Annotated in this window: 20 protein-coding genes, 1 tRNA gene and 1 pseudogene; 14 read left to right on the top strand and 8 right to left on the bottom strand. The window is 47.5% G+C overall.

From position 1 onward, the window contains the following. Positions 1-115: 115 nt before the first annotated feature. The 4 genes and pseudogenes from B5X72_RS18210 to B5X72_RS18195 all read right to left on the bottom strand — a co-directional run bounded on the left by B5X72_RS18210 (position 116) and on the right by B5X72_RS18195 (position 3,957). Positions 116-778 (bottom strand): annotated as a pseudogene (locus B5X72_RS18210) (RteC domain-containing protein). A 300-nt stretch (positions 779-1,078) separates the two neighbouring features. After that, complete coding sequence (locus tag B5X72_RS18205) at positions 1,079-2,326, bottom strand: metallophosphoesterase (RefSeq protein WP_079718345.1); 1,248 nt, start codon at positions 2,324-2,326, stop codon at positions 1,079-1,081. 9 nt (positions 2,327-2,335) lie between these two features. Then, entirely contained in the window at positions 2,336-3,307 is a 972-nt protein-coding gene (locus B5X72_RS18200) for an aldo/keto reductase (RefSeq protein ID WP_013407623.1), read from the bottom strand. A gap of 80 nt (positions 3,308-3,387) precedes the next feature. Then, positions 3,388-3,957, bottom strand: a complete 570-nt coding sequence (locus tag B5X72_RS18195) for a Crp/Fnr family transcriptional regulator (RefSeq protein ID WP_079718344.1) — start codon at positions 3,955-3,957, stop codon at positions 3,388-3,390. Positions 3,958-3,983: 26 nt separating this feature from the next. Here B5X72_RS18195 and B5X72_RS21080 point away from each other — a divergent pair, with 26 nt between their 5' ends. Both B5X72_RS21080 and B5X72_RS21075 read left to right on the top strand, forming a co-directional pair. Next, a complete protein-coding gene (locus tag B5X72_RS21080; RefSeq protein WP_317043126.1) occupies positions 3,984-4,409 on the top strand; it encodes a recombinase family protein in 426 nt (141 codons plus the stop codon). 14 nt (positions 4,410-4,423) lie between these two features. Further along, entirely contained in the window at positions 4,424-4,918 is a 495-nt protein-coding gene (locus tag B5X72_RS21075; RefSeq protein WP_245827009.1) for a hypothetical protein, read from the top strand. Positions 4,919-4,933: 15 nt separating this feature from the next. Here the strand turns inward: B5X72_RS21075 and B5X72_RS18185 are convergent. From B5X72_RS18185 to prmC, 3 genes are all read right to left on the bottom strand, one after another. After that, positions 4,934-5,006, bottom strand: a tRNA-Lys gene (locus B5X72_RS18185). Positions 5,007-5,156: 150 nt separating this feature from the next. After that, entirely contained in the window at positions 5,157-6,806 is a 1,650-nt protein-coding gene (locus B5X72_RS18180; RefSeq protein ID WP_079718343.1) for an amidohydrolase, read from the bottom strand. 11 nt (positions 6,807-6,817) lie between these two features. Next, on the bottom strand, positions 6,818-7,786 hold the full coding sequence (gene prmC / locus B5X72_RS18175) for a peptide chain release factor N(5)-glutamine methyltransferase (protein ID WP_233632474.1): 969 nt from the start codon (positions 7,784-7,786) through the stop codon (positions 6,818-6,820). A gap of 310 nt (positions 7,787-8,096) precedes the next feature. On the opposite strand from prmC, the gene ribD reads away from it, so the two are divergent. The 5 genes from ribD to B5X72_RS21070 all read left to right on the top strand — a co-directional run bounded on the left by ribD (position 8,097) and on the right by B5X72_RS21070 (position 12,403). Then, positions 8,097-9,155: a bifunctional diaminohydroxyphosphoribosylaminopyrimidine deaminase/5-amino-6-(5-phosphoribosylamino)uracil reductase RibD gene (gene ribD / locus B5X72_RS18170; RefSeq protein WP_079718342.1), complete on the top strand. Its 1,059-nt coding sequence runs from the start codon at positions 8,097-8,099 to the stop codon at positions 9,153-9,155. Continuing rightward, on the top strand, positions 9,155-10,033 hold the full coding sequence (locus B5X72_RS18165) for an ABC transporter permease (RefSeq protein ID WP_079718341.1): 879 nt from the start codon (positions 9,155-9,157) through the stop codon (positions 10,031-10,033). Before ribD ends, B5X72_RS18165 begins: the two co-directional genes overlap by 1 nt. A gap of 12 nt (positions 10,034-10,045) precedes the next feature. Beyond that, complete coding sequence (locus tag B5X72_RS18160) at positions 10,046-10,801, top strand: ABC transporter ATP-binding protein (RefSeq protein WP_079718340.1); 756 nt, start codon at positions 10,046-10,048, stop codon at positions 10,799-10,801. 92 nt (positions 10,802-10,893) lie between these two features. After that, complete coding sequence (locus B5X72_RS18155; protein ID WP_079718339.1) at positions 10,894-12,210, top strand: DUF2851 family protein; 1,317 nt, start codon at positions 10,894-10,896, stop codon at positions 12,208-12,210. Continuing rightward, positions 12,182-12,403, top strand: coding sequence for a PspC domain-containing protein (locus tag B5X72_RS21070; RefSeq protein WP_079718338.1), 222 nt, complete (start codon positions 12,182-12,184; stop codon positions 12,401-12,403). The genes B5X72_RS18155 and B5X72_RS21070 overlap by 29 nt, the downstream gene beginning before the upstream one ends. Here B5X72_RS21070 and B5X72_RS18145 read toward each other — a convergent pair. Then, entirely contained in the window at positions 12,400-13,050 is a 651-nt protein-coding gene (locus B5X72_RS18145) for an ankyrin repeat domain-containing protein (RefSeq protein ID WP_079718337.1), read from the bottom strand. The genes B5X72_RS21070 and B5X72_RS18145 overlap by 4 nt on opposite strands. A gap of 571 nt (positions 13,051-13,621) precedes the next feature. Between B5X72_RS18145 and B5X72_RS18140 the strand changes: the two genes are divergently transcribed. From B5X72_RS18140 to B5X72_RS18110, 7 genes are all read left to right on the top strand, one after another. Further along, a complete protein-coding gene (locus tag B5X72_RS18140; protein WP_245827008.1) occupies positions 13,622-14,692 on the top strand; it encodes a COG1470 family protein in 1,071 nt (356 codons plus the stop codon). Between the two features lie 3 nt (positions 14,693-14,695). Then, the gene (locus B5X72_RS18135; protein WP_079718335.1) at positions 14,696-15,679 is read left to right on the top strand and encodes an ABC transporter ATP-binding protein; all 984 of its coding nucleotides are present in this window, start codon (positions 14,696-14,698) and stop codon (positions 15,677-15,679) included. Further along, the gene (locus tag B5X72_RS18130; RefSeq protein ID WP_245827006.1) at positions 15,624-16,727 is read left to right on the top strand and encodes an ABC transporter permease; all 1,104 of its coding nucleotides are present in this window, start codon (positions 15,624-15,626) and stop codon (positions 16,725-16,727) included. Before B5X72_RS18135 ends, B5X72_RS18130 begins: the two co-directional genes overlap by 56 nt. An 82-nt stretch (positions 16,728-16,809) precedes the next feature. Beyond that, complete coding sequence (locus B5X72_RS18125) at positions 16,810-17,370, top strand: UbiX family flavin prenyltransferase (protein WP_079718334.1); 561 nt, start codon at positions 16,810-16,812, stop codon at positions 17,368-17,370. Between the two features lie 149 nt (positions 17,371-17,519). Then, positions 17,520-18,791: a dihydroorotase gene (locus tag B5X72_RS18120; protein WP_079718333.1), complete on the top strand. Its 1,272-nt coding sequence runs from the start codon at positions 17,520-17,522 to the stop codon at positions 18,789-18,791. A gap of 2 nt (positions 18,792-18,793) precedes the next feature. Beyond that, the gene (locus tag B5X72_RS18115) at positions 18,794-19,462 is read left to right on the top strand and encodes a hypothetical protein (RefSeq protein WP_079718332.1); all 669 of its coding nucleotides are present in this window, start codon (positions 18,794-18,796) and stop codon (positions 19,460-19,462) included. 17 nt (positions 19,463-19,479) lie between these two features. Further along, the gene (locus B5X72_RS18110; protein WP_079718331.1) at positions 19,480-20,061 is read left to right on the top strand and encodes a DUF4199 domain-containing protein; all 582 of its coding nucleotides are present in this window, start codon (positions 19,480-19,482) and stop codon (positions 20,059-20,061) included. Positions 20,062-20,108: the final 47 nt, after the last annotated feature.

Raw genomic sequence — 20,108 nt, 5'->3', positions numbered from 1 at the left:
TGTAGTCTCTACGCTCTTTCATATCAATAATATTTAGCCCGTAAAACTACAGCGGATCAATTAATCAATAAAGATGTACTTGGTCGGGCGGATACGACGGTGGCACGCCCAAATCCTACTTTTCGTCCTGCTCGTCCATTTTCTTGATAAGTTCCTCCCGAAGCGCATCAAGGAATTTTGTGCGGTTCATCTTTCGGTTTCTCAACTCCAAATAAGTCTGATAAAAATTGCCCAAATCAATATCAAATGTGCTTTCAAAGTATTGGGCTACTTCCCTTATATCGTTGTTCCCGTTGTCAAATACATTTTGATAGTGCAGGGCATAAATCAGTTCTATCAAGGCTACTTTGCTACCTGTCCATTTCAGCTTCTTTTGGGTTTTCGATTTATCTTTTTGGAATTTGTTATACAACTGGTCTTCGATGTAAACCTGTATCAAATCATTGGCTATTATCTTGGCGACCTTGTAATCATGTGAGGTGGAAAAGGACTGATCAGACTGGAAATAATAGGTGTCCTACCATAGCTTTATATCGTGGTTGCCACGAACAAAAAAACTTTCGTCAAGGAACGAATTATTGCTACGATAATACTTATAAAAATCGAGGTTGTTGTCAAAGAACCTATTTAGCTTTTTCAGTTCTTTGTTGAGGTATTTCCTTATGGGCTTTGCTCTGTAGGGCTTCTTTGTCTCGATTTTATAAATGGCGTTGTAGTAAATGAGTTTTGCTAAAATAGCAGGTTTCTGATATTTGAAAAAACGGATTTCTTCATTCACATTCTTAAACCCTCTTTTCAAGACATATTCCTTTACTTCGGACAAGAATTGTACAATTACGTGTATAACAGCCTCTATTCGTTGTACAGAGCAATCAATCTATTCCAGTTTCGGTGATTGAGGTTTCCAGTTTAGAAAGTGTTTCATTGTAAAATTTATCCATCCAATTATTTTAATTGCTATTTTATTAGAAATGCCTAAATCTGTTGTGTTTAGGCATTATCCAATTCCTCGTTTATAATTTTAGAGAGATGACAGGGCTACCCATCATCTACACGCTATTTTTTTAATAAAGAATAGCTAAACACTGCCTTTCTGCAATTCAAAGATGGTGATTTCTGGAAGTATACCCACACGACCGGGATATCCAAGAAATCCAAAACCAGCATTAACATATAGCTGCTTGTTTCCCTCCGAATAAAGCCCTGCCCATTCTTTGTAAATGTATTGCACAGGACTCCATTGGAAGTGTTCGCTCCGCACACCAAACTGCATCCCATGTGTATGTCCGGCAAACATTGCATCAACATCCGTATCTAATACCTGTTCACGCCAATGCGATGGGTCGTGTGACAGGAGTAGTTTTACTGCTTCTTCCTCGGTTCCGAGTAATGCCTTTTGAATATTCCCTCTATTCGAAAAGTTCCTCGTACCCCAGTTTTCTACTCCCACGATGGAAATAGTTTCGTTATCCACTTTGACCTTGCGGTTCTCGTTGCGAAGCAAATCCCATCCCATGACCTTATGTGTGCCAACGAGGTTTTTGAGGTTTCGGTGCTTTTCGGGAGAATCCCCGTAACCGAAATGGTAATCGCCATAGTCATGGTTTCCGAGTACCGAGAATACCCCTAAATCGGCTTTCAACTTGGAAAACAAATCTTGATAGTCCCACATCTCCGAAGCAAGGTGATTGACCAAGTCGCCCGTAAAAAAAATCATATCCGGTTTTTCCCCCATCAATAACTCTATCCCACCTGATACCGCTTTTTTATTGTAAAACGAACCCGAATGCACATCCGAAATCTGTGCAATGGTCATACCATGAAAGGTTTGTGGAAGATTAGGCAGGTACAGCTTTTGCCGACGAATCCTATAATCGTATGCACCCGAAATTACACCCCACGATAGCCCAAAGAACGGCAACGAAGCCACGACCAATCCCGACTTGAGCAAAAAATCGGAACGTGTGATTACATGCCTCTGCTTGTCTCCGATAAGTTGGGGAGAGGGAGTTTCTTTTTCTTTTTTTGGAAAGAGAAAACGGGAAATCCACACGCCTCCACGCCTAATGTCGTCAGTAACCAAGACCAGTCCATAGCTAAATTTACACATGGTCGTAATGATAAATGTAATCACAATACCGGAACGGTAAGCAAACGGAAAATCGGAGCGAAGTGCAGTGAATAACCCGATTAGGAGCATGATGCTATACCCCCACCACAGCCATCCAAACCATATTTTCTTCGCAAAGGGGATGCTCGACCCACGCAATGCGAAGAAAACATAAAAGTCCAAAGCGACAATAAGTATGGCATAGAAAAGAAGCATACGGTATATTTATTTGCCTAATTTTTGTTGAACCTGTGCAGGGTAGCGTTCGCCTACAATTTTAATTGTCGCCAATGCTGCATTTATTTTGCTCAACTCGTCATTGGTTAATGAAACATTTGTCGCACCAATGTTTTCTTGTAAGCGGTGTAATTTTGATGTTCCCGGAATTGGAACGATGAAAAGTTTTTGAGCCAATAACCAACCTAATGCAATTTGTGCAGGTGTAGCGTTTTTGTCTTTCGCAATGGAAACAACCAAATCAACTAATGCTTGGTTGGCTTCCCTATTTTCTTTGCTGAAACGTGGCGACATATTTCTTGCATCGGTTTTATCCAATTCCACATCTGCGTTTATTGTTCCTGTCAAAAATCCTTTGCCCAATGGACTAAAAGGCACAAAACCAATACCTAATTCTTCCAATGTCGGAATAATTTTATCTTCGGGCTCACGATAAAACATTGAGTATTCGCTTTGCAAAGCGGTTACAGGCAAAACGGCGTTTGCTTTGCGAATGGTTTCTGCATTTACTTCACACAAACCAAAATGTTTTACTTTTCCCTCTTTTATCAGGTCTTTTACAGCACCTGCAACGTCTTCAATAGGAACATTCGGGTCGAACCTGTGCTGATAAAACAAATCAATTACGTCTGTCCGCAACCTTTTCAAAGACGCTTCGGCAACGGCTTTTATGTTTTCGGGACTACTGTCTAATCCCAATCTCCCATCCCCGTCTTTGAAACCGAATTTTGTAGCAATCACAACTTCATTACGCAATGGTTCAAGTGCTTCGCCTACCAAGAGTTCGTTTTCTCCATAACCTTGCGCCGTGTCAAAGAAAGTGACTCCGTGTTCAACTGCCGAACGTATTAACTTTATGCTGTCTTCCTTTGTAGGTGCATTCGGAAAACTTAATCCCATACACCCAAAACCCAATACAGATACTTCCAATCCGCTGTTTCCTAATTTTCTTTTGTTCATCTTTTTTGATTTTAAAATTTGTTAGTACAAAATTGGCTCAATAAAAAATGAAACCATTTGCCATTTGGCAAAAAGTGATTTTAGCGGATATTCTTTCTTATTCTGCTTAAAGATGATTGCGTAATGCCCAAATAGGAAGCGATGTATGACAAAGGCACACGATTTACCAATGTTGGAAACTTCTCGATAAAGTCAAGGTAGCGTTCTGTTCCGTCCTGCGAAACCAATTCGCTTCTTCTTGCAATTTTTTCGCCGTGATGTTTAGTGATTATTTTTTGAATAATGCTATCCCAACCAATAATCGTTGCGGAAAGGTCTTTCCAATTTTGTTTTGAAAAAACAACCAATTTGCAATCGGTAATGGCAGACAGATATTCGGAAGGCGTAAAAACTTCATCAACTGTGTTTCCCGATAAAATCAAATGGTTTTCCTCAATAAAATAGCGTGTAATTTCTTCACCTTTGTTGTTGTAATAAAAAACACGAATAACACCGTCCGTAAGAAACCCAACCTGTCTAACTGTTTTTCCCGCTTCCCAATAATATTCGTCTTTTTTGAGTTCTATTTCTGTCGCCTTGCTTGTAATCAAGTCTATCTGCTGTTTGTTCAAATTACCGAACTGCAACAGGTAATTTATAAATTCTTCCATAGTACAAAATTATTAAATGGTTTGGTATGACGATTTGCCAAATGACAAAATGCAATATTATTTCTGTGTTTCCTGGAAAGGGGCGATTCAGTAAGAACAATTTTTGGGTAGCCATGCGAAACCCATTGTACTGTGGCAAAATATTCATACCTCCCTACAAAGAGGAAAAGGGATGTTTTGTCAAAGGACAACACGAGCCTTTAATCAGCGAAAAGACCTTTGCTGATGTGCAGGATATTCTCGATGGGAGAAAGAGGGTTGTAAAGCCTAAAATCGTGGCTATGGACAATCTACCGCTTAGAGGGTTTATTAAATGCCCTAACCCTAATTGTAATAGGATGCTCACAGGAAGTGCTTCAAAGGGAAAGATGGGAAACTACTATTATTACTATCATTGTAGTTCCCCTGCGGAACACGGTTCAAAGCAGACACGGCTAACGAGGCTTTCTTAAAACAACTGCGGTATATGTCGCCAAAAGAGGGTATGGTTGATGTTTTTATTGAAGCCTTTATAAAAGACTTTAATAACAAAACCAAAGCCCAAAACACCGAACGCACAAATATCATAGGTGAGATTGATGCGTTGAATAAACGCTATCAAAATGCACTTTTAAAGAATGCGGATGGAGAAATGGCAGACGATGATTTCCAAGAGGTAAAGAAATTGACCAAAGGAAAGATTGAGGTTTTGGAACGAAGATTAAATGATTTGGCAGTGGTCGGAACAGAGATTAAGGATTTGGTCGCATCTACCTTAAAAAAGGTCGCAAACATTGATAGACGCTATGAAAACGGCGATATTGAGGAAAAAAGGCTTATAGTGAGTTCGATGTTCCCCGATTTTTTGGAATTTGACGGAACACAACATCGAACTCCGAGACTAAATTCTGCGATTGCTCTTATCTATCAGAATAACAGTAAGTTACAGGGTAAAAAAATGGGACAAGTCTATCGTTTTTAGACTTGTCCCAAGAAGTGATCCCGCTGGGATTCGAACCCAGGACCCATACATTAAAAGTGTATTGCTCTACCAGCTGAGCTACGGAATCATCTTTTTTAAGAGCGCTTTCCTTTTCTGGAAAGTGGTGCAAAGATAGGATTATCGATTGTATCGTCCAAAATAAATTGCAGATAATTTTTATGAAATAATAACCGCCTTTGTTTCAGTAATTAAGGTTTTCGCAAAAATATACCGCGAATTATTCATTGTCTTTTTCATACACGATTTCTCCTGCAATAACGGTTTGCAAAACCGTAATGTCGCGTAATTCCGCTACCGGAACGGTCATAATGTCTTTCTCCAACCGGACAAAATCGGCCTTCTTGCCCACTTCGATGCTTCCTCTGGTGTCTTCTTCAAAGGCGGTATAGGCGGCCCAAGTGGTCATGCCACGCAATGCGGCTTCTCGATTGATGGCATTCTCCGGTTGGAAGCCTCCTGCGGGGTAGCCGCTCGCATCCGTACGTGCCACGGCAGCATGGAAGCCCCAGATCGGATTGATGCTCTCCACGGGGAAGTCGCTGCCCAATGCAAGCCGTCCCGTTTCGTCGAGCAGTTGCTTATATGCATAAGCCCCCTTGATGCGCGCTGAACCAATTCGATCGGCGGCCCAGTACATATCTGAAGTGGCATGCGTGGGTTGTACGGAAGGAATAACCGAATACTTACCGAACTTGTCGAAATCGTCCGGGGCTACGATCTGCGCGTGTTCGATGCGCCAGCGGCGATTGTTCTTCCCTTTGAGGTATTTGCCGTAGATGTCCAGTATTAGACGGTTGGTGGAATCGCCAATGGCATGGGTAGCTACCTGGAATTTGCTGTCCACAATGCGCGCAATGGCTGAATCAATTGTTTGAGGGCTGAACAATAAAAAGCCCGTTGTGGCAGCATCCGCGTAGGGGCGGAGCAGACAGGCGCCGCGGGAGCCCAGTGCACCGTCAGCTAATATTTTGAAGGTATGTGCCATGAGCCGTTCGCTTACATAGGGGCCTTCGGCCAGGTAGTGGCTCAGATTTTCTTCCGTGAGGCTAATCATCGCGTTGTTCCGTATACGCAGCAATCCATTTTTGTACAGGCTATCCAGAAAAACGATGGTGCGCCGATCAAGACCAGCGTCGCTCACCGTGGTAAGGCCAACGGCGACACAGTTTGCTTCGGCCTCCTGCAATAGCTGAATGAGCTCTTGTGTAGACGGCTCAGGAATAGCTGCTGCCAACAGTTTCATGGCGTTGTCTACCAGTATGCCGGTAAGACGGCCGTTCTTTTCTTCCACCAAGCCGCCTTCAACAACGGTGGGCCCGGTGATACCCGCCAACTCAAGGGCCTTGCCATTGGCCACGGCTGCGTGTCCATCGATCCGTACAAGGTATACCGGTACATCCGGGAATGCTTCATCGAGTTTACTCCTATCCGGAAAGGCCTTGGTTTCCCATCGGTTTTGATCCCATCCGCGGCCGCGCAGCCACGATGCTTCAGGATGGGAGGCCCGGAACGTTTTGAGGCGATCGATGATTTCGTCGAACGAGGAGGCGCCGGTCAGGTCCACTTGTCCAAGGGTCTCTGCATAACCAAAGAAGTGAGCGTGTGCATCGTAAAATCCGGGATATACAGGCAGACCCTGTGCGTCAATGGTCTCCTTGGCTTTGTAAGCAGAGCGTATCTCGTCATTGGTGCCTACGGCAATAAATTCGCCATTGCGCACGGCAAAAGCTTCTGCAGTGGCGAACGACGAGTCAACGGTATAAACGACGGCGTTATGCACGATGAGGTCGGCCTGCTTGACCCCGTCGCAGGAAGATATGACTGCTGTGGCTGCGGCCAGAAAGAGGATGAATGTGTTATGTGTCATGTGGTAAATGGTTAGTTATTGCTCATTGTAGCGTGGATCATTCGGTCGGCCTGCTGCATATCCTGATGCAAGGAAACATGCTGGAACCCTTTTTTATAGAGCAGGTCGCACACTGCTTGGCCGTAGCTGCGGTTAATCTCGAAATATAGGTCGCCGTTTGGGTGCAAATGTTTCTGTGCGAATGCGGCGATGTGTTCATAAAACAACAGCGGCGTACTTGTGTCCACAAAAAGCGCCTGATGAGGCTCGTGCGACAGCACATTGGGGTGCATGTCGTGTTGTTCGTTCGCCGTGATATAGGGCGGATTGCTTACGACGATGTCGAATACCTGTCCTTCCTGAAAAATGACGTCCCATTCCAGCACGTCAGCGTTGATAAAGTTGATGGCTGCCGATTGAGCATCGGCATTTTGCTTGGCAACCCGTAGGGCCGCCGCCGAAATGTCAAGCGCATAAACGGAGGAATCAGGGAAGGCTTTTTTCAGTGCAATGCTGATGCAGCCGCTGCCTGTGCCGATGTCAATGATACGCCGAGGCATCGAGCCGGCCGCTTGGTGCCCGCTGATGATTAAGTGCACGAGTTCTTCGGTTTCGGGGCGCGGAATTAAAACGGATTCATTGACTGCCAGCCTCATCCCCATAAACCACGCGTATCCAAGGATGTATTGGATTGGCATGGCCTTTTTCAAGGACGATAGTGTATCCAGCAGCCAGTCTACGTCCTGCTCAGGCAGATGCTCGTGCTTGCGGATCAGGTAATCCCGCCGGGACCACCCCAATCGTTCTTCAAGCAGCAGGGAATAGAGCTGCCGGGCTTCGCCAGCATCGTAGAGCGACGCCAGCTCATTCACAAATCGCTGTTCGATGTAGGCAACGGGGTGCATAAGCACAAACATACAGCATACTTTCGGTTTGGCAAAACAATACCGGTTTGTTACCGATTCGTTACCGAATGGCTGAACCTGGCTTACCCTTTCCATACGGTTTGCTTACCTTTCCCATACTTCTTGTATACCCTTTCCATACCCTTTCCATACCCTTTCCATACCCTTTCCATACCGTTTCTATACCGATTCTATACCCTTTCTTTACCGATTCTATACCCATTCCATACCGTTTCTTTACCCATTCTATACCCTTTCTATACCGTTTCTTTACCCCGGGGGTAGCGGGAGGGTAAAGAAAAGGTATGGAAGTAGCGAACGAGAACTATTCCGCAACGGCGCCATCGATACTCTGCCGCGACAGACCGCGTATCCGGAAACGGACAATTTTAATTAAGTTTGCACCATGCAGGAGCACGAACGTTACATGAGGCGTTGTTTGGAATTGGCTCAGTTGGGGATCGGATCGGTAAGTCCCAATCCCATGGTTGGAGCCCTGTTGGTCTCCCAAGGACGTATCATTGCCGAAAATTATCACCGGAGGTTTGGGGGGGCGCATGCCGAAGCGTTGGTCATTGAAGAAGTGCTAAGCCACTACGGCGACCAAGCAACGGAATTGCTGCACCAAGCGACGATGTATGTCAGCCTGGAACCCTGTGCGCACCACGGCAAAACCCCGCCCTGTGCGAGGCTGCTGGCCGAATACCGCGTGGGGCGGGTGGTAATTGCCTGCCGCGATCCGTTTGAGAAGGTCAATGGCGCGGGTATTCGTATCCTGAAAGATGCGGGCGTAGACGTAGTCGAAGGTGTGCTTGCTGAGGAGGCACTTTGGCTAAACCGGCGGTTTACCACCCGGGTAGTGCAGCAACGCCCTTACATCATACTGAAATGGGCACAAACCGCCGACGGGTATATGGCCCCCCCTGATGGCACGCAGCGATGGATTACAGGACCGGGGGCTAAGCAGCTTGTGCATCGCTGGCGGAGCGAGGAAGATGCGATATTGGTAGGCGCGAAGACAGCGCTGGTAGACAATCCGCAGCTGACCGTGCGCGAATGGCAGGGCAAAAACCCCAGGCGTGTGCTCATCGACAAGCACCTCGCCGTGCCGGAGGATGCAAAGGTATTTGATGGTAGGGCTGAAACCATTGTTTTTAACGCTGTAAAATCGGATTGGGCGGCAAATATCAAACATATCGAGCTGGAAGACTTTGATTGGTACTTGCCCCAGAAAATTGCCTATCAGCTGTACCTGATGGATGTTCAGTCGCTCATCGTGGAAGGCGGGCGGAAAACGCTCGATTTATTCATTCAGGCCGGACTGTGGGACGAGGCCCGTGTATTTACGTCACGGACGGCCTGGGGTTCGGGAATTGCCGCGCCGGTGTTGCATGCCGCGGGGGCGGGGCATCAAGTTATCGGCCCCGATAAACTGGACGTTTACTATCGCAATCTGCACCGCTGATGGACTTTTACCTTGCCGCAATTATCCAAGCCCTCTGTCTTGGTCCGCTGGTCATCGGATTGTTTCTTTCAATGAAGATATTCAATATACCCGATATTACGGCGGATGGAAGTTATACATTAGGCGCGGTCATTACGGCCGTGGGATTAGCCAATGGCTTTTCACCTCTGGTTACCTTGCTGTTGGCCATGTTAGGTGGCGCGGTGGCAGGAAGCTGGACGGCGTGGATCCATACCCGGCTGCGTATCCATGCGCTTTTGGCCGGTATATTGGTGATGACGGCGCTTTACTCGGTCAACCTGGTACTGCTGGGACGATCCAATAAGCCGTTGATCGGCTATCAGGATTTATTTGCAGCATTCAGGGTGTTTGCAGATGCAGACCATAATGCGCTTGCTGTCCTTTCGGTGGGGTCGGCCATCCTGTTTTTTTGTATGAGCTACCTGCTGCGCAGTGACTTTGGTATCGCTATGCGGGCAACCGGAGATAGCGAGCCGATGATTCGAGCGCAGGGTGTAAACCCGGCTCGGATGAAGGTATATGGTCTGGCAATTGCAAATGCGTTGGTTGCATGGAGCGGTTCGCTGATGGCCCAGTTTCAGGGATTCACAGACATCAATATGGGGATTGGGATTGTCATCAGCGGATTGGGAGCTGTCATTATCGGCGATACACTGATGAATTTTTTGAAAATCAGGGCGATTCCGGCGATGCTGGGCTGTGTGCTCTTGGGTGTGATGATCTTCCAATCCATATTAGCCATTGCGCTAAGTGCAGGGGTAGACGCCAACCTGCTGAAGCTGACAACGGCATTATTGGTGTTGCTTATCGTAGCACTGCCACGTGTAGGTAGTGTCATGCAGTTCGGTAGACGTTAAAACGGGGTAAATATGCTGCAGCTTCAACGTATCACAAAAGTGTTTAATCCGGGGAAAGCGACCGAAGTCATCGCGGTACAGGATACGACGCTTCGATTGGAAGCAGGAAGTTTTACGGTGCTTGTGGGGGCCAACGGATCAGGGAAAAGCACGTTACTCAACTTGATTGCAGGCAGTATATATGCGGATAGGGGCAAAGTATTGCTTAATGACCGGGAAATCCAGCGGCTGCCTGATTATCGGCGGAGCCAATGGATAGCACGTGTCTTTCAAAACCCGTTGACCGGTACGGCATCGTCATTGAGTATTCTCGACAATTTCCGGATGGCGGCATTGCGCCGGGTGCCCAAATGGCTGAAACTCGGGGCAGACGCTGCATTTAAGCGTTCCGTTGCCGAAAAAGTGGAGACACTGGGGATGGGATTAGAACACAAGCTTGCCCAACCTATGGGCACATTGAGTGGTGGGCAGCGACAGGCGCTTACCCTGCTGATGACAACGATGGCAGACGTGGATATCCTTTTGCTCGATGAGCCTACCGCCGCACTGGATCCCCGGTCAGCACGGGAAGTCATGGGAATCGCTGATCGCATTGTTCGCGAAAATAACCTCACGGCATTGCTTGTGACACATAATATTGCTGAGGCTCTACGTTACGGGACACGGCTTATCCAAATGGAAAATGGCAAGATTATCCGGGATTGTGATCAGCAGGCTAAGTTGGCACTTAAACAGACGGATGTCGTGTCTTGGTTTGATTACTATTGAACGGGCTGCTAAGCGCGCCTACCATGCGCTAAAAATTTGGGCTTTTCGCTGAAACTTTTATCTTTGGCATACATTACCTAAAGCCGAAAGGAATGACCTTGCCAGAAGACATATTACATTTCGTTTGGAGATATCGCCTTTACAGTACGCGGCATGTCCTTACGGTATCGGGAAAAACTGTTACGGTATTAGATGCTGGAATGTACAACCGGGATGCTGGTCCTGATTTTCTTGGCGCGCGCATACGAATTGGCGATACCGAGTGGGCGGGGAACGTGGAGATACACGTACGGGCTTCTGATTGGGATGTTCATCGCCACCAGTTTGACAGGGCGTATAACAATGTAATTTTGCATGTCGTCTATGAATATGACCGGGCTATAAAACGCGAGGATGGCATCCCTCCCGAAACCCTCGAACTGGGGCCGTTGGTGCCGAAAAATATTCTGGGCCGATACCGGGAGCTGATGGCCGGTAGGCATTGGATACCTTGTGAGCGGCGCATTCATGCCGTACCGTCATTCCAGTTGTCCCAATGGCTGTCCCGGCTGGTAATCGAACGTCTGGAACGGCGGGTTTCTGCCGTCTTTGATCTACTCACCCAACAAAAAGGAGACTGGGAAGAGACCTGCTACATCTGGATGGCGCGGAGCTTCGGATTCAAGGTGAATGCGCAAGCTTTCGAACAGCTTGCCCGTAGCTTGCCGCGCGGCGTAGTCGCTAAACACAAGGATCATCCGGCCGCGGTGGAAGCGTTGTTCTTCGGTCAGGCCGGTATGCTTGAACGTGTTAATTTCAGCGACGATTATCCGCGGATGCTGCAGCAAGAATATGGCTACCTGCGGAAGCTCCATGCATTAACGCCGGTCGATGCGACCGTATGGAAATTTATGCGTATCCGCCCCGCGAATTTTCCCACCATGCGTATCGCGCAGTTTGCCGCACTTTGCCAATATGCCGTACATTTATTTTCTGCCATTATTGACAACAAAGAAGTAGCGGTGTTGAAAGCATGGTTTGATAAGCTGCCCGTGCACCCTTATTGGCAGCGCCATTACCGGTTTGATACGCCGGCGCCCGCACACAGCAACCAATTGGGGGCGCAGGCTATCGATGTGTTGCTAATTAATGCGATAACTGGTATTTTATTTGCTTATGGTAAATATATTGGTAAAGAAGCGTATCTTTACCGGGCTATTGCCCTGTTGGAGCACCTGAAAGCCGAGGATAATGCTGTTATCAGGCGTTTTTCGGCGCTGGGCGTGCATGCGGAACAAGCCGCTGATTCGCAGGCTTTGTTACAAATGAAAGCATATTATTGCGATAGGAAAAAATGCTTGGATTGCGGGGTAGGCTTACAATTGATTAAAACGATGCGTGATGGTAAAGCGGATTCTTCTCTTTTTTGAACAACGTTCATTTGGCGTATGCACCTATATCGGCGAACGTTTAGGTATTTCCATATCCAAGCTTCGCTTGTTTTTTATTTACACTTCCTTCCTGGCTGTAGGATTTCCGATCATCTTCTACTTTTTAGCCGGGATAGTGCTGGATTTTCGGAATTACATCAAACGTATGCGCCATAGGCTTTGGGACGTTTAGACTTTTAAAATATTAGCGATTTCGACATGCCCTTTCTCCGCCGCTAAGTCTGATGCGGTCTTGCCCATATCATTTTTGACCTCGATAAGTGCACCATTTTCCAACAACAGGATGATCAGATCGATGTTGCCGGTCTGGGAAGCCAAATGGAGCGGGCTGATCCGCGATGCCTGGAAAACGTTTACCTCGGCACCTGCTTCAATCAGCATTTTGGCAATGTTGTCAAACCCCGAACTGATGGCCGCATGGAGGGGATATACATTGTAACCGTTGTGGGATTGTATATTGGGATCGGCGCCTTTCGCCAGAAGATACCGCACGACATTTTCGTTTCCAAAGTGTGTGGCGAGTCCCAGCGGGGTAAAGCCATGATCCGAGACTTCATCCAATAAATGTGGGTTGTCATCAATCATCGCCTGTACCTGCTCCAAAAGATTGGCTGCCGCAGCTTCGTGGATGGTCAATTCATCAATATGTCTCAATAGAACACTGACAATTTGAGGTTTGTTGTAATAACAGGCCAATAACAGAGGGGATATATCGTGACTGGTTTTTTGTTTGCCTAAGCTTGGGTCGCTACGTAGCAAATTGTCAATGGCTAGGCTATTGCCCGTTTCGATGTATTCTTCGAGTTGACTAAGGCTCATGTTTTCAGTTTGGATAAATCTACAATTAAAATTCAGGGACGAATTAACTAAAAAAATATTAAACCTGCACGAATCGTCGCCTATAAAAGGTGTCTAATCGCCGCTTCACCGCCATCAAAAACAAGGTATAGGACGTCTTGTAGTCATTTCTTGTAGTATTACATCTACAAAAACGTTTTTTAACACGTTATTTGTTTTGGATCCTCATTCTTAGCTGTACTTTTGTAATGCCCTCCCAAAGGGCATGTTTTTCATAGGTAGATGTAGGGTCGAATATTCTATTATTCGGCCCTTTTTTTTGTCTTCATGCGAGGCTTAAATCGGCAGCACGATAATTTTGAATTTGAGCAAATGGATGTCTCTCATACACCCGCTGAAGCCAAATGTTAAAAAATGTAAAAAATATTTTTGATATTTTGGTGAATTTCTATTTTTGCGCGCGTACTGTTTATCATTCTAAATTAATAGTTAGTTTTTTATGTTAGCACGTGCCAATACTTTACCTAAAATCTTTCTTTTATTTTTCTGTTTTTGTGGAGTAATTCCGATTCAATTGGTTTGTAAAAAAGCTGTGGCACAAGGTGTTACGCTTTATACTCCCTACACGAAAATTTCCGTCCCGCCTGGCGAGTCCATTGATTATTCCGTCGACGTCATCAACAACGGCGGCAGCGTCAGAAGCGCTGAGATTGCTGTTGTTGGCCTTCCCGAAGGATGGTCTTATGAGCTCAAATCCGGTGGATGGTCGGTGGAACAGCTTGCCGTACTGCCTAAGGAAAAAAAGAACTTCTCATTCAAGGTACAGGTGCCATATAAAGTAGATAAGGGCACCTACCGTTTTCAAGTGGTTGCCAAAGGAATGAGCCAATTGCCGCTGACGGTGGTGGTGTCGGAGCAGGGTAGCTTTAAGTCAGAGTTTAATACCGACCAGGCCAATATGGAGGGAGCGGCAAACTCGACCTTCACATTCAACGCTACACTGCGGAACCCATCCAGTGAGGAGCAGGTCTATGGGCTGAGGGCCCAGGTCCCGCAGGGCTGGAATGCGCTTTTCCGGGCCAATGGCAAGCAGGTGTCATCGGTTAATGTGGGGCCGAATCAAACGCAGAATATCACCATCGAACTGGATCCACCCGATCACCTTGGCGCAGGAAAGTACAAAATTCCTGTCGTGGCTTCCGCAAGCGGAATGTCATCCAACCTGGAACTTGAGGTGGTAATTACCGGCTCGTATAGTTTGGAACTGACCACACCTTCCGGAAGGTTGAGCACGAACATCACCGCAGGCAGCAATAAAAAAGTGGAGATGCTGGTCAAAAATACGGGATCGGCACCGCTGAAAAACATCGAAATGAAAGCTTCTGCGCCAGTGGATTGGACCGTACAGTTTGAGCCCAGTAAAATTGATGTGATTGCACCGGGGCAACATGCACAGGTTTTTGCGACAATCAACGCCAGCAGAAAAGCTATCGCCGGTGATTACGTAGTCAATATGGAGGCTAAGACCCCCGAGAAGTCAGCCACGGCATCCTTCCGGATGGCGGTCCGCACGCCCTTGCTTTGGGGCTGGCTGGGCATATTGATTATCCTCGGCGCCGCGGGTGGCGTGTACTATTTGTTCCGCAAATACGGAAGGAGGTAAGCCGTGAGCGACACCATTATTGAGCTGAAGGGGCTAACCAAGAAGTATGGCGATTTTACGGCGGTAGATCGTCTCGACCTTTCCATTACGAAAGGTGAGGTATTTGGCTTGCTGGGGCCAAATGGCGCCGGTAAATCGACGACTATCCTCATGATGCTTGGGCTTACTGAGCCGACATCCGGCAAAGTAAGCGTATGCGGCATCGACTCCACCGTGAATCCAATCGAGGTGAAAAGGCGAGTGGGGTACTTGCCCGATGACGTCGGGTTTTATGAACAATTGAGCGGGCGCGACAACCTATTATATACCGCCAGGCTCAACCGGCTGTCCTGGCGGGAGGCGGAGAAACGGGTAGACAGGCTGCTTGATCGGGTAGGGCTTCGCGAAGCATCCGCGAAAAAAGCGGGCAAATATTCCCGTGGTATGCGTCAGCGTTTAGGGTTGGCCGATGTGCTGGTAAAAAATCCGGAGGTCATTATTCTCGACGAGCCAACACTGGGAATCGATCCGATAGGCGTACGTGAATTTCTTGATTTGATCGTTTCCCTCAGCCGCGAAGAACGGATTACGGTATTGCTTTCTTCACATCATCTGCATCAGGTGCAGCAGGTTTGTGATAGGGTAGGGATCTTCGTGGCTGGAAAATTACTTGCACAGGGGAATATTGCTGAGTTATCGAAGGCGTTATTTTCCGATAAGGAACCCTACAGCACCGAGGCCCGTATTGAGCGGACGGAAACAACCGACGGTAGGCCGCTGGCAGAGGGATTGAGGGCGCGGTTGCTTGGATTGCGGGGAGTGGTATCCGTACGAGTGGACGGCAATCGGTTTTACATTGGAAGTACCCAAGATGTGACCACCTTGGTTGCGCAGACAATTGTCGATTCTGGGTTTGGATTGAAGAGCCTCAACATGAAAGAATACGGGCTTGATGATATTTACACGAAATACTTTGAAGGAGGGGAGCTATATGGAAAAACTGCATAATGCCGTCAGGCAGTTGAAGACCAGGCCCTGGGCGGCGAAGTTGGCAGACTCGTCCAGCCGCTACCTGGAGCGGGTAAGGGAGAGGCGGATGAATGGCGTTACCCATCCTTTCTGGGTGATTGTCCAGAAAGAAGTGGCTGACCATGTACGCAGCTGGCGTTTCAACGTATTGCTTTTCTTAATATTGTTGACCTGTTTTGGTTCGCTCTATACGTCGATAACCAACCTGGTCGATGAAGCGGCAAAAGCTAATGATGCCGACGATCCTTACTTTTTCTTAAAGCTGTTTACGTTGTCAGACGGTTCGTTGCCGCCCTTTCATGTGTTCATCGGGTTTCTTGGCCCGCTATTGGGAATAGGCCTTGGTTTTGACGCAATTAATTCCGAACAGAATTCGGGCACGTTGAGCCGCATCATGGCCCAACCCATCCATCGCGATTACCTGATTAATGCCAAGTTTATGGCGGCATTTGTAGTCATTGGCGTCATGTTTTTCGCGTTGGGTTTTTTGGTGATGGGGTTTGGCATGGTCATCATTGGGATACCGCCCACTGCTGAGGAGTTTTTAAGGGTTGTGTTTTTTTTGCTGTTGAGTGTGTTGTATGTAGCCTTTTGGCTCAACCTGTCTGTCTTTTTGTCTATTCGGTTTCGGCAGGCTGCTACTTCGGCACTCACGGCCATAGCTATCTGGCTGTTCTTCACGGTGTTTTACCAGATCATCGTGAATCTCGTCGCCCGGGCGATGATGCCTTCGGAAATGGCGTCTCCGCAACAGCTGATAGGCCACCAGCAGTTTGTGCTTAATTTAATGCGTGTCGTCCCGAGCCAGCTGTATACGGATGCCACGACGACGTTGTTGAGTCCCTCGGTACGAAGCTTGGGTCCGCTGACGATGGAGCAGGCTTATGGGGCGATACCGAGCCCACTGCCCCTGGGGCAGAGCTTGCTGATTGTTTGGCCGCAGTTAACAGGATTGATTGCGGCAACGGTCATTTGCTTCGTCTTATCCTACGTTTCGTTTATGCGGAAGGAAATCCGATCGCGATGAGATTGCTTTAATCCGATTTTTCTTGAGCCCAAGTCATCACCTTGGGCTATTTTTTTATAGCTTTGGCCATTATTTTAAGCGGATGTCCAGAAAAATAATTGTTGCCGTCACCGGTGCAAGTGGTGCTATTTATGCCAAAGTATTGCTTGATAAGCTTTCGCGTCTCCAATCCCAGCTGGAAACTGTGGCCGTCGTCATGTCCGATAATGCAAAGGACGTCTGGAAATTCGAGTTGAACAATGAGGACTATGCCAAATATCCTTTTTCATTTTACCAAAAAAACGACTTTTATGCCCCGTTTGCATCGGGCTCAGCCAAGTTTGACACGATGATCGTATGCCCATGTTCTATGGGTACATTGGCCCGCATCGCTGGGGGTACTTCGTCTGACTTGACTACCCGTGCCGCGGACGTGATGCTGAAGGAACGGCGCAGGCTCATCTTATTGCCAAGGGAAACGCCGCTAAGCTTGGTTCATTTGCGTAATATGGTCGCCGTTACCGAGGCAGGAGGCATCATTTGTCCGGCGAGTCCATCTTTTTACAGCCTTCCGGCAAATTTTGAGGAACTCGCTACGACGGTGGTGGATCGGGCACTGGGGTTGGCGGGGCTGGAAACTAACGGGTACGAATGGGGAAGTTGACTGCCGGGGAAAACGAATATTTCAAAATAAACCCTTGCCAATACGGTCAATTTTGTACTTTTGTTTTTTAATGAATGTGCTCGTTGCCATAATTCCTTTGAAAATCGCCTTTCTTGTCCTATTAACGCCTTATTCTTCTTTTTATATACATGGATAACTTACTTGTCAAATCGGCCAAAGTAGCCTTTCGCAACTCACCTTTTCATGGTAAAGAAGTGGATATCCTGGTAGAAAACGGGATAATCGTCAAGATAGCGCCTCATATCGGGGTTGAACATGACCAGCTGCTTGTTGTTGATGCAAGTGGGCAATACGTTGCCCCTGGCTTTTTTGATATGAATGCCAATTTTGGGGAGCCGGGGCTGGAAACCAAGGAAGATATCTTGTCGGGGTGTGCAGCGGCAGTTGCGGGAGGGTTCACGGGAGTGGCCGTTCATCCCAATACGCAACCTCCGGTACACAGCCGGTCGGAGGTAGCATTGATTGTAAACAGGGCAAAGACGTTGCCGGTTGATGTATTTCCGATAGGTGCCATCAGCAAAAAAAGGCAAGGGGAGGAACTGGCTGAATTGTACGACATGAAATTGGCGGGAGCCGTCGCCTTCGGCGATGGCGACAGACCGGTGCAGCAAGCAGGGCTGATGAGCAGGGCATTGTTGTATGCAAAGGGCTTTGACGGCGTGATAGTATCGTATCCCGAGGATGCTTCGGTAGCTGGTGGAGCGAAGATGAATGAAGGCGTTACCAGTACTTACCTTGGAATGAAAGGTAACCCCAATCTGGCGGAAGAACTGATGGTTGCCCGCGATTTGCATCTCGCTGAATACAATGAAGCGGCGATACACTTCACGACAATCAGTACCGCTGAGAGCGTCAACCTGATTCGTAACGCAAAGGCAAGCGGTATCCGGGTAACCTGTGATGTGGCGGCGCACCACCTGATCATGACGGACGAATTGGTCGTCGGTTTTGATAGCAACTACAAAGTAAACCCGCCGTTGCGGACGGATACCGATGTGATGGCGCTGCGCAAAGGGCTTGAAGATGGTACCATCGACGCCATTGTGTCGCAGCATACGCCTCATGAAGTCGAGTTCAAACAGGTCGAGTTTCAGGTTGCGGCAGAAGGAATCATTGGTCTACAAACCGTACTGCCACTCGCCTTGGAGGCCGGATTATCGGTCGATTTGATCGTAGACAAACTGGCTGTTGGCCCTCGGCGTATATTGGGATTGCCCATTCCGGAATTTCAAGAGCAGGCAATGGCAAACTTTATTTTGCTTGATACCGGAAGACGCTGGCGTTTTGACCAGCGTACCAACCGGTCTAAGTCAAGCAACAGCCCGTTGCTTGGAAAAGAATTAACGGGCCAGGTAACAATGGCGGTTAATAAGCGTCAAATGGTAAACACACAGCACTAACTATGGATCTTCACATACAACGGGCTCTTGAGGCAGCTCTACAATCTTATGGCGAAATAGCGGGCGTCGGCGTTGATGGCCTATCGGCTCAGCTCAGTGGCGTGTTTGAAGCAGACGTACCCTACCTGGAGAAGGTTGCGCTATTGGATGAGGCGTTTGACGACCACCCCAAATTAGAAGAACTGCGGGAGATCGCGTTCGATTTACTGTTGATGAATTTTTTCGCTGCGGATGTGGAAAAATTGGAGGGCGACTACCTGGAGTCGGACGAATGGGAAGCCATCGAAGACCAGACCATTGACCGGGGAACGGAAGTGTTGAATTTGCTGCTTTATTTGCGCGAATGTGCAGATGAAGCTATCGAACCGCAGCTGGAGGATTACCTCAAAGAATTTTTGTTGGTGGATGAGGATGAATTCCAGGATGAGCATCGGATTTACGAGCCAGTCATTGCCAACCAATTGCTCGTGGATAGTTCCTATGACGAAATCGCCGAGGTGGCTGCGAAAATCTCCCAGGACACGGAATTGGCTGAATTGTTTTATCCCATGATGGGATTCTTCTATGAGCAGCGCCCCACGGCACAGGACTGGGAGGAATATATTGCGGCGAGTGTAAATCCTGCGTTTGACAAGGCCGTATATCATTTACTGGTAGCCTATAGTCGTTAATTCAAAAATAAAGAACCATGACAACAAATCTAAACACAGCTGAAATAGTTAACCCCAGGAAAATTGCAGTTAACAACGCGCTGATATGGGCGGCGATCAACGTCATTATTTTCCTATTGGTGTATTACGCATCTCCGGCAACACTGGCCAGTCCCGTGTTTGGCTTTATTTCCATTGCAGTAGGAATCGGGTTGGCGGTCTATTTCACGCTGGATCTTCGGAAAAAAATCGGCGGTTATTGGTCGTTTCGGGAAGCGCTGGGGAATATCTTCCTGATGTTCTTTGTGCAGGTCGTGATCTATACGCTGTTTACGACAGCCTTTGCCAAATGGATAGAGCCGGATTATGCCAATATGATGCGGGAAGCATCGCTGAACGCTACCACGCGGATGGCGGAGGCCTTTAGCTCAGACCAGGAGGTTATCGATAAGATGATCGAGGAAGCTGAGAAAAGTATTGAAAAGCAGGTGAATCCCAGCTTGGTCGATCTCATTCAGGGCTTGGCCATCGCGGCCATTGTGTATTTTATCGGTGCACTGATTTTTGCGGCAATTTTCAAGCGGAATCCGCCCATATTTGCCCAGGTCGATGAAGAGTAGCCGATAATGTCATGCGATTTAGCTAAGTTTGCAACGTCGCATGACTA

This window comes from Parapedobacter luteus, assembly GCF_900168055.1.
Lineage (GTDB): Bacteria > Bacteroidota > Bacteroidia > Sphingobacteriales > Sphingobacteriaceae > Parapedobacter > Parapedobacter luteus.
The sequence above is the reverse complement of the archived record's forward strand: the minus strand, read 5'-3'. Positions and strand labels throughout refer to the sequence as shown.

Coding starts and splice junctions, on each gene's coding strand:
- B5X72_RS18205 (WP_079718345.1), bottom strand. CDS start 2,326: ATGCTTCTTTTCTATGCCATACTTATTGTCGCTTTGGACTTTTATGTT.
- B5X72_RS18200 (WP_013407623.1), bottom strand. CDS start 3,307: ATGAACAAAAGAAAATTAGGAAACAGCGGATTGGAAGTATCTGTATTG.
- B5X72_RS18195 (WP_079718344.1), bottom strand. CDS start 3,957: ATGGAAGAATTTATAAATTACCTGTTGCAGTTCGGTAATTTGAACAAA.
- B5X72_RS21080 (WP_317043126.1), top strand. CDS start 3,984: ATGACGATTTGCCAAATGACAAAATGCAATATTATTTCTGTGTTTCCT.
- B5X72_RS21075 (WP_245827009.1), top strand. CDS start 4,424: ATGTCGCCAAAAGAGGGTATGGTTGATGTTTTTATTGAAGCCTTTATA.
- B5X72_RS18180 (WP_079718343.1), bottom strand. CDS start 6,806: ATGACACATAACACATTCATCCTCTTTCTGGCCGCAGCCACAGCAGTC.
- prmC (WP_233632474.1), bottom strand. CDS start 7,786: ATGGAAAGGGTAAGCCAGGTTCAGCCATTCGGTAACGAATCGGTAACA.
- ribD (WP_079718342.1), top strand. CDS start 8,097: ATGCAGGAGCACGAACGTTACATGAGGCGTTGTTTGGAATTGGCTCAG.
- B5X72_RS18165 (WP_079718341.1), top strand. CDS start 9,155: ATGGACTTTTACCTTGCCGCAATTATCCAAGCCCTCTGTCTTGGTCCG.
- B5X72_RS18160 (WP_079718340.1), top strand. CDS start 10,046: ATGCTGCAGCTTCAACGTATCACAAAAGTGTTTAATCCGGGGAAAGCG.
- B5X72_RS18155 (WP_079718339.1), top strand. CDS start 10,894: ATGACCTTGCCAGAAGACATATTACATTTCGTTTGGAGATATCGCCTT.
- B5X72_RS21070 (WP_079718338.1), top strand. CDS start 12,182: ATGGTAAAGCGGATTCTTCTCTTTTTTGAACAACGTTCATTTGGCGTA.
- B5X72_RS18145 (WP_079718337.1), bottom strand. CDS start 13,050: ATGAGCCTTAGTCAACTCGAAGAATACATCGAAACGGGCAATAGCCTA.
- B5X72_RS18130 (WP_245827006.1), top strand. CDS start 15,624: ATGATATTTACACGAAATACTTTGAAGGAGGGGAGCTATATGGAAAAA.
- B5X72_RS18125 (WP_079718334.1), top strand. CDS start 16,810: ATGTCCAGAAAAATAATTGTTGCCGTCACCGGTGCAAGTGGTGCTATT.
- B5X72_RS18120 (WP_079718333.1), top strand. CDS start 17,520: ATGGATAACTTACTTGTCAAATCGGCCAAAGTAGCCTTTCGCAACTCA.
- B5X72_RS18115 (WP_079718332.1), top strand. CDS start 18,794: ATGGATCTTCACATACAACGGGCTCTTGAGGCAGCTCTACAATCTTAT.
- B5X72_RS18110 (WP_079718331.1), top strand. CDS start 19,480: ATGACAACAAATCTAAACACAGCTGAAATAGTTAACCCCAGGAAAATT.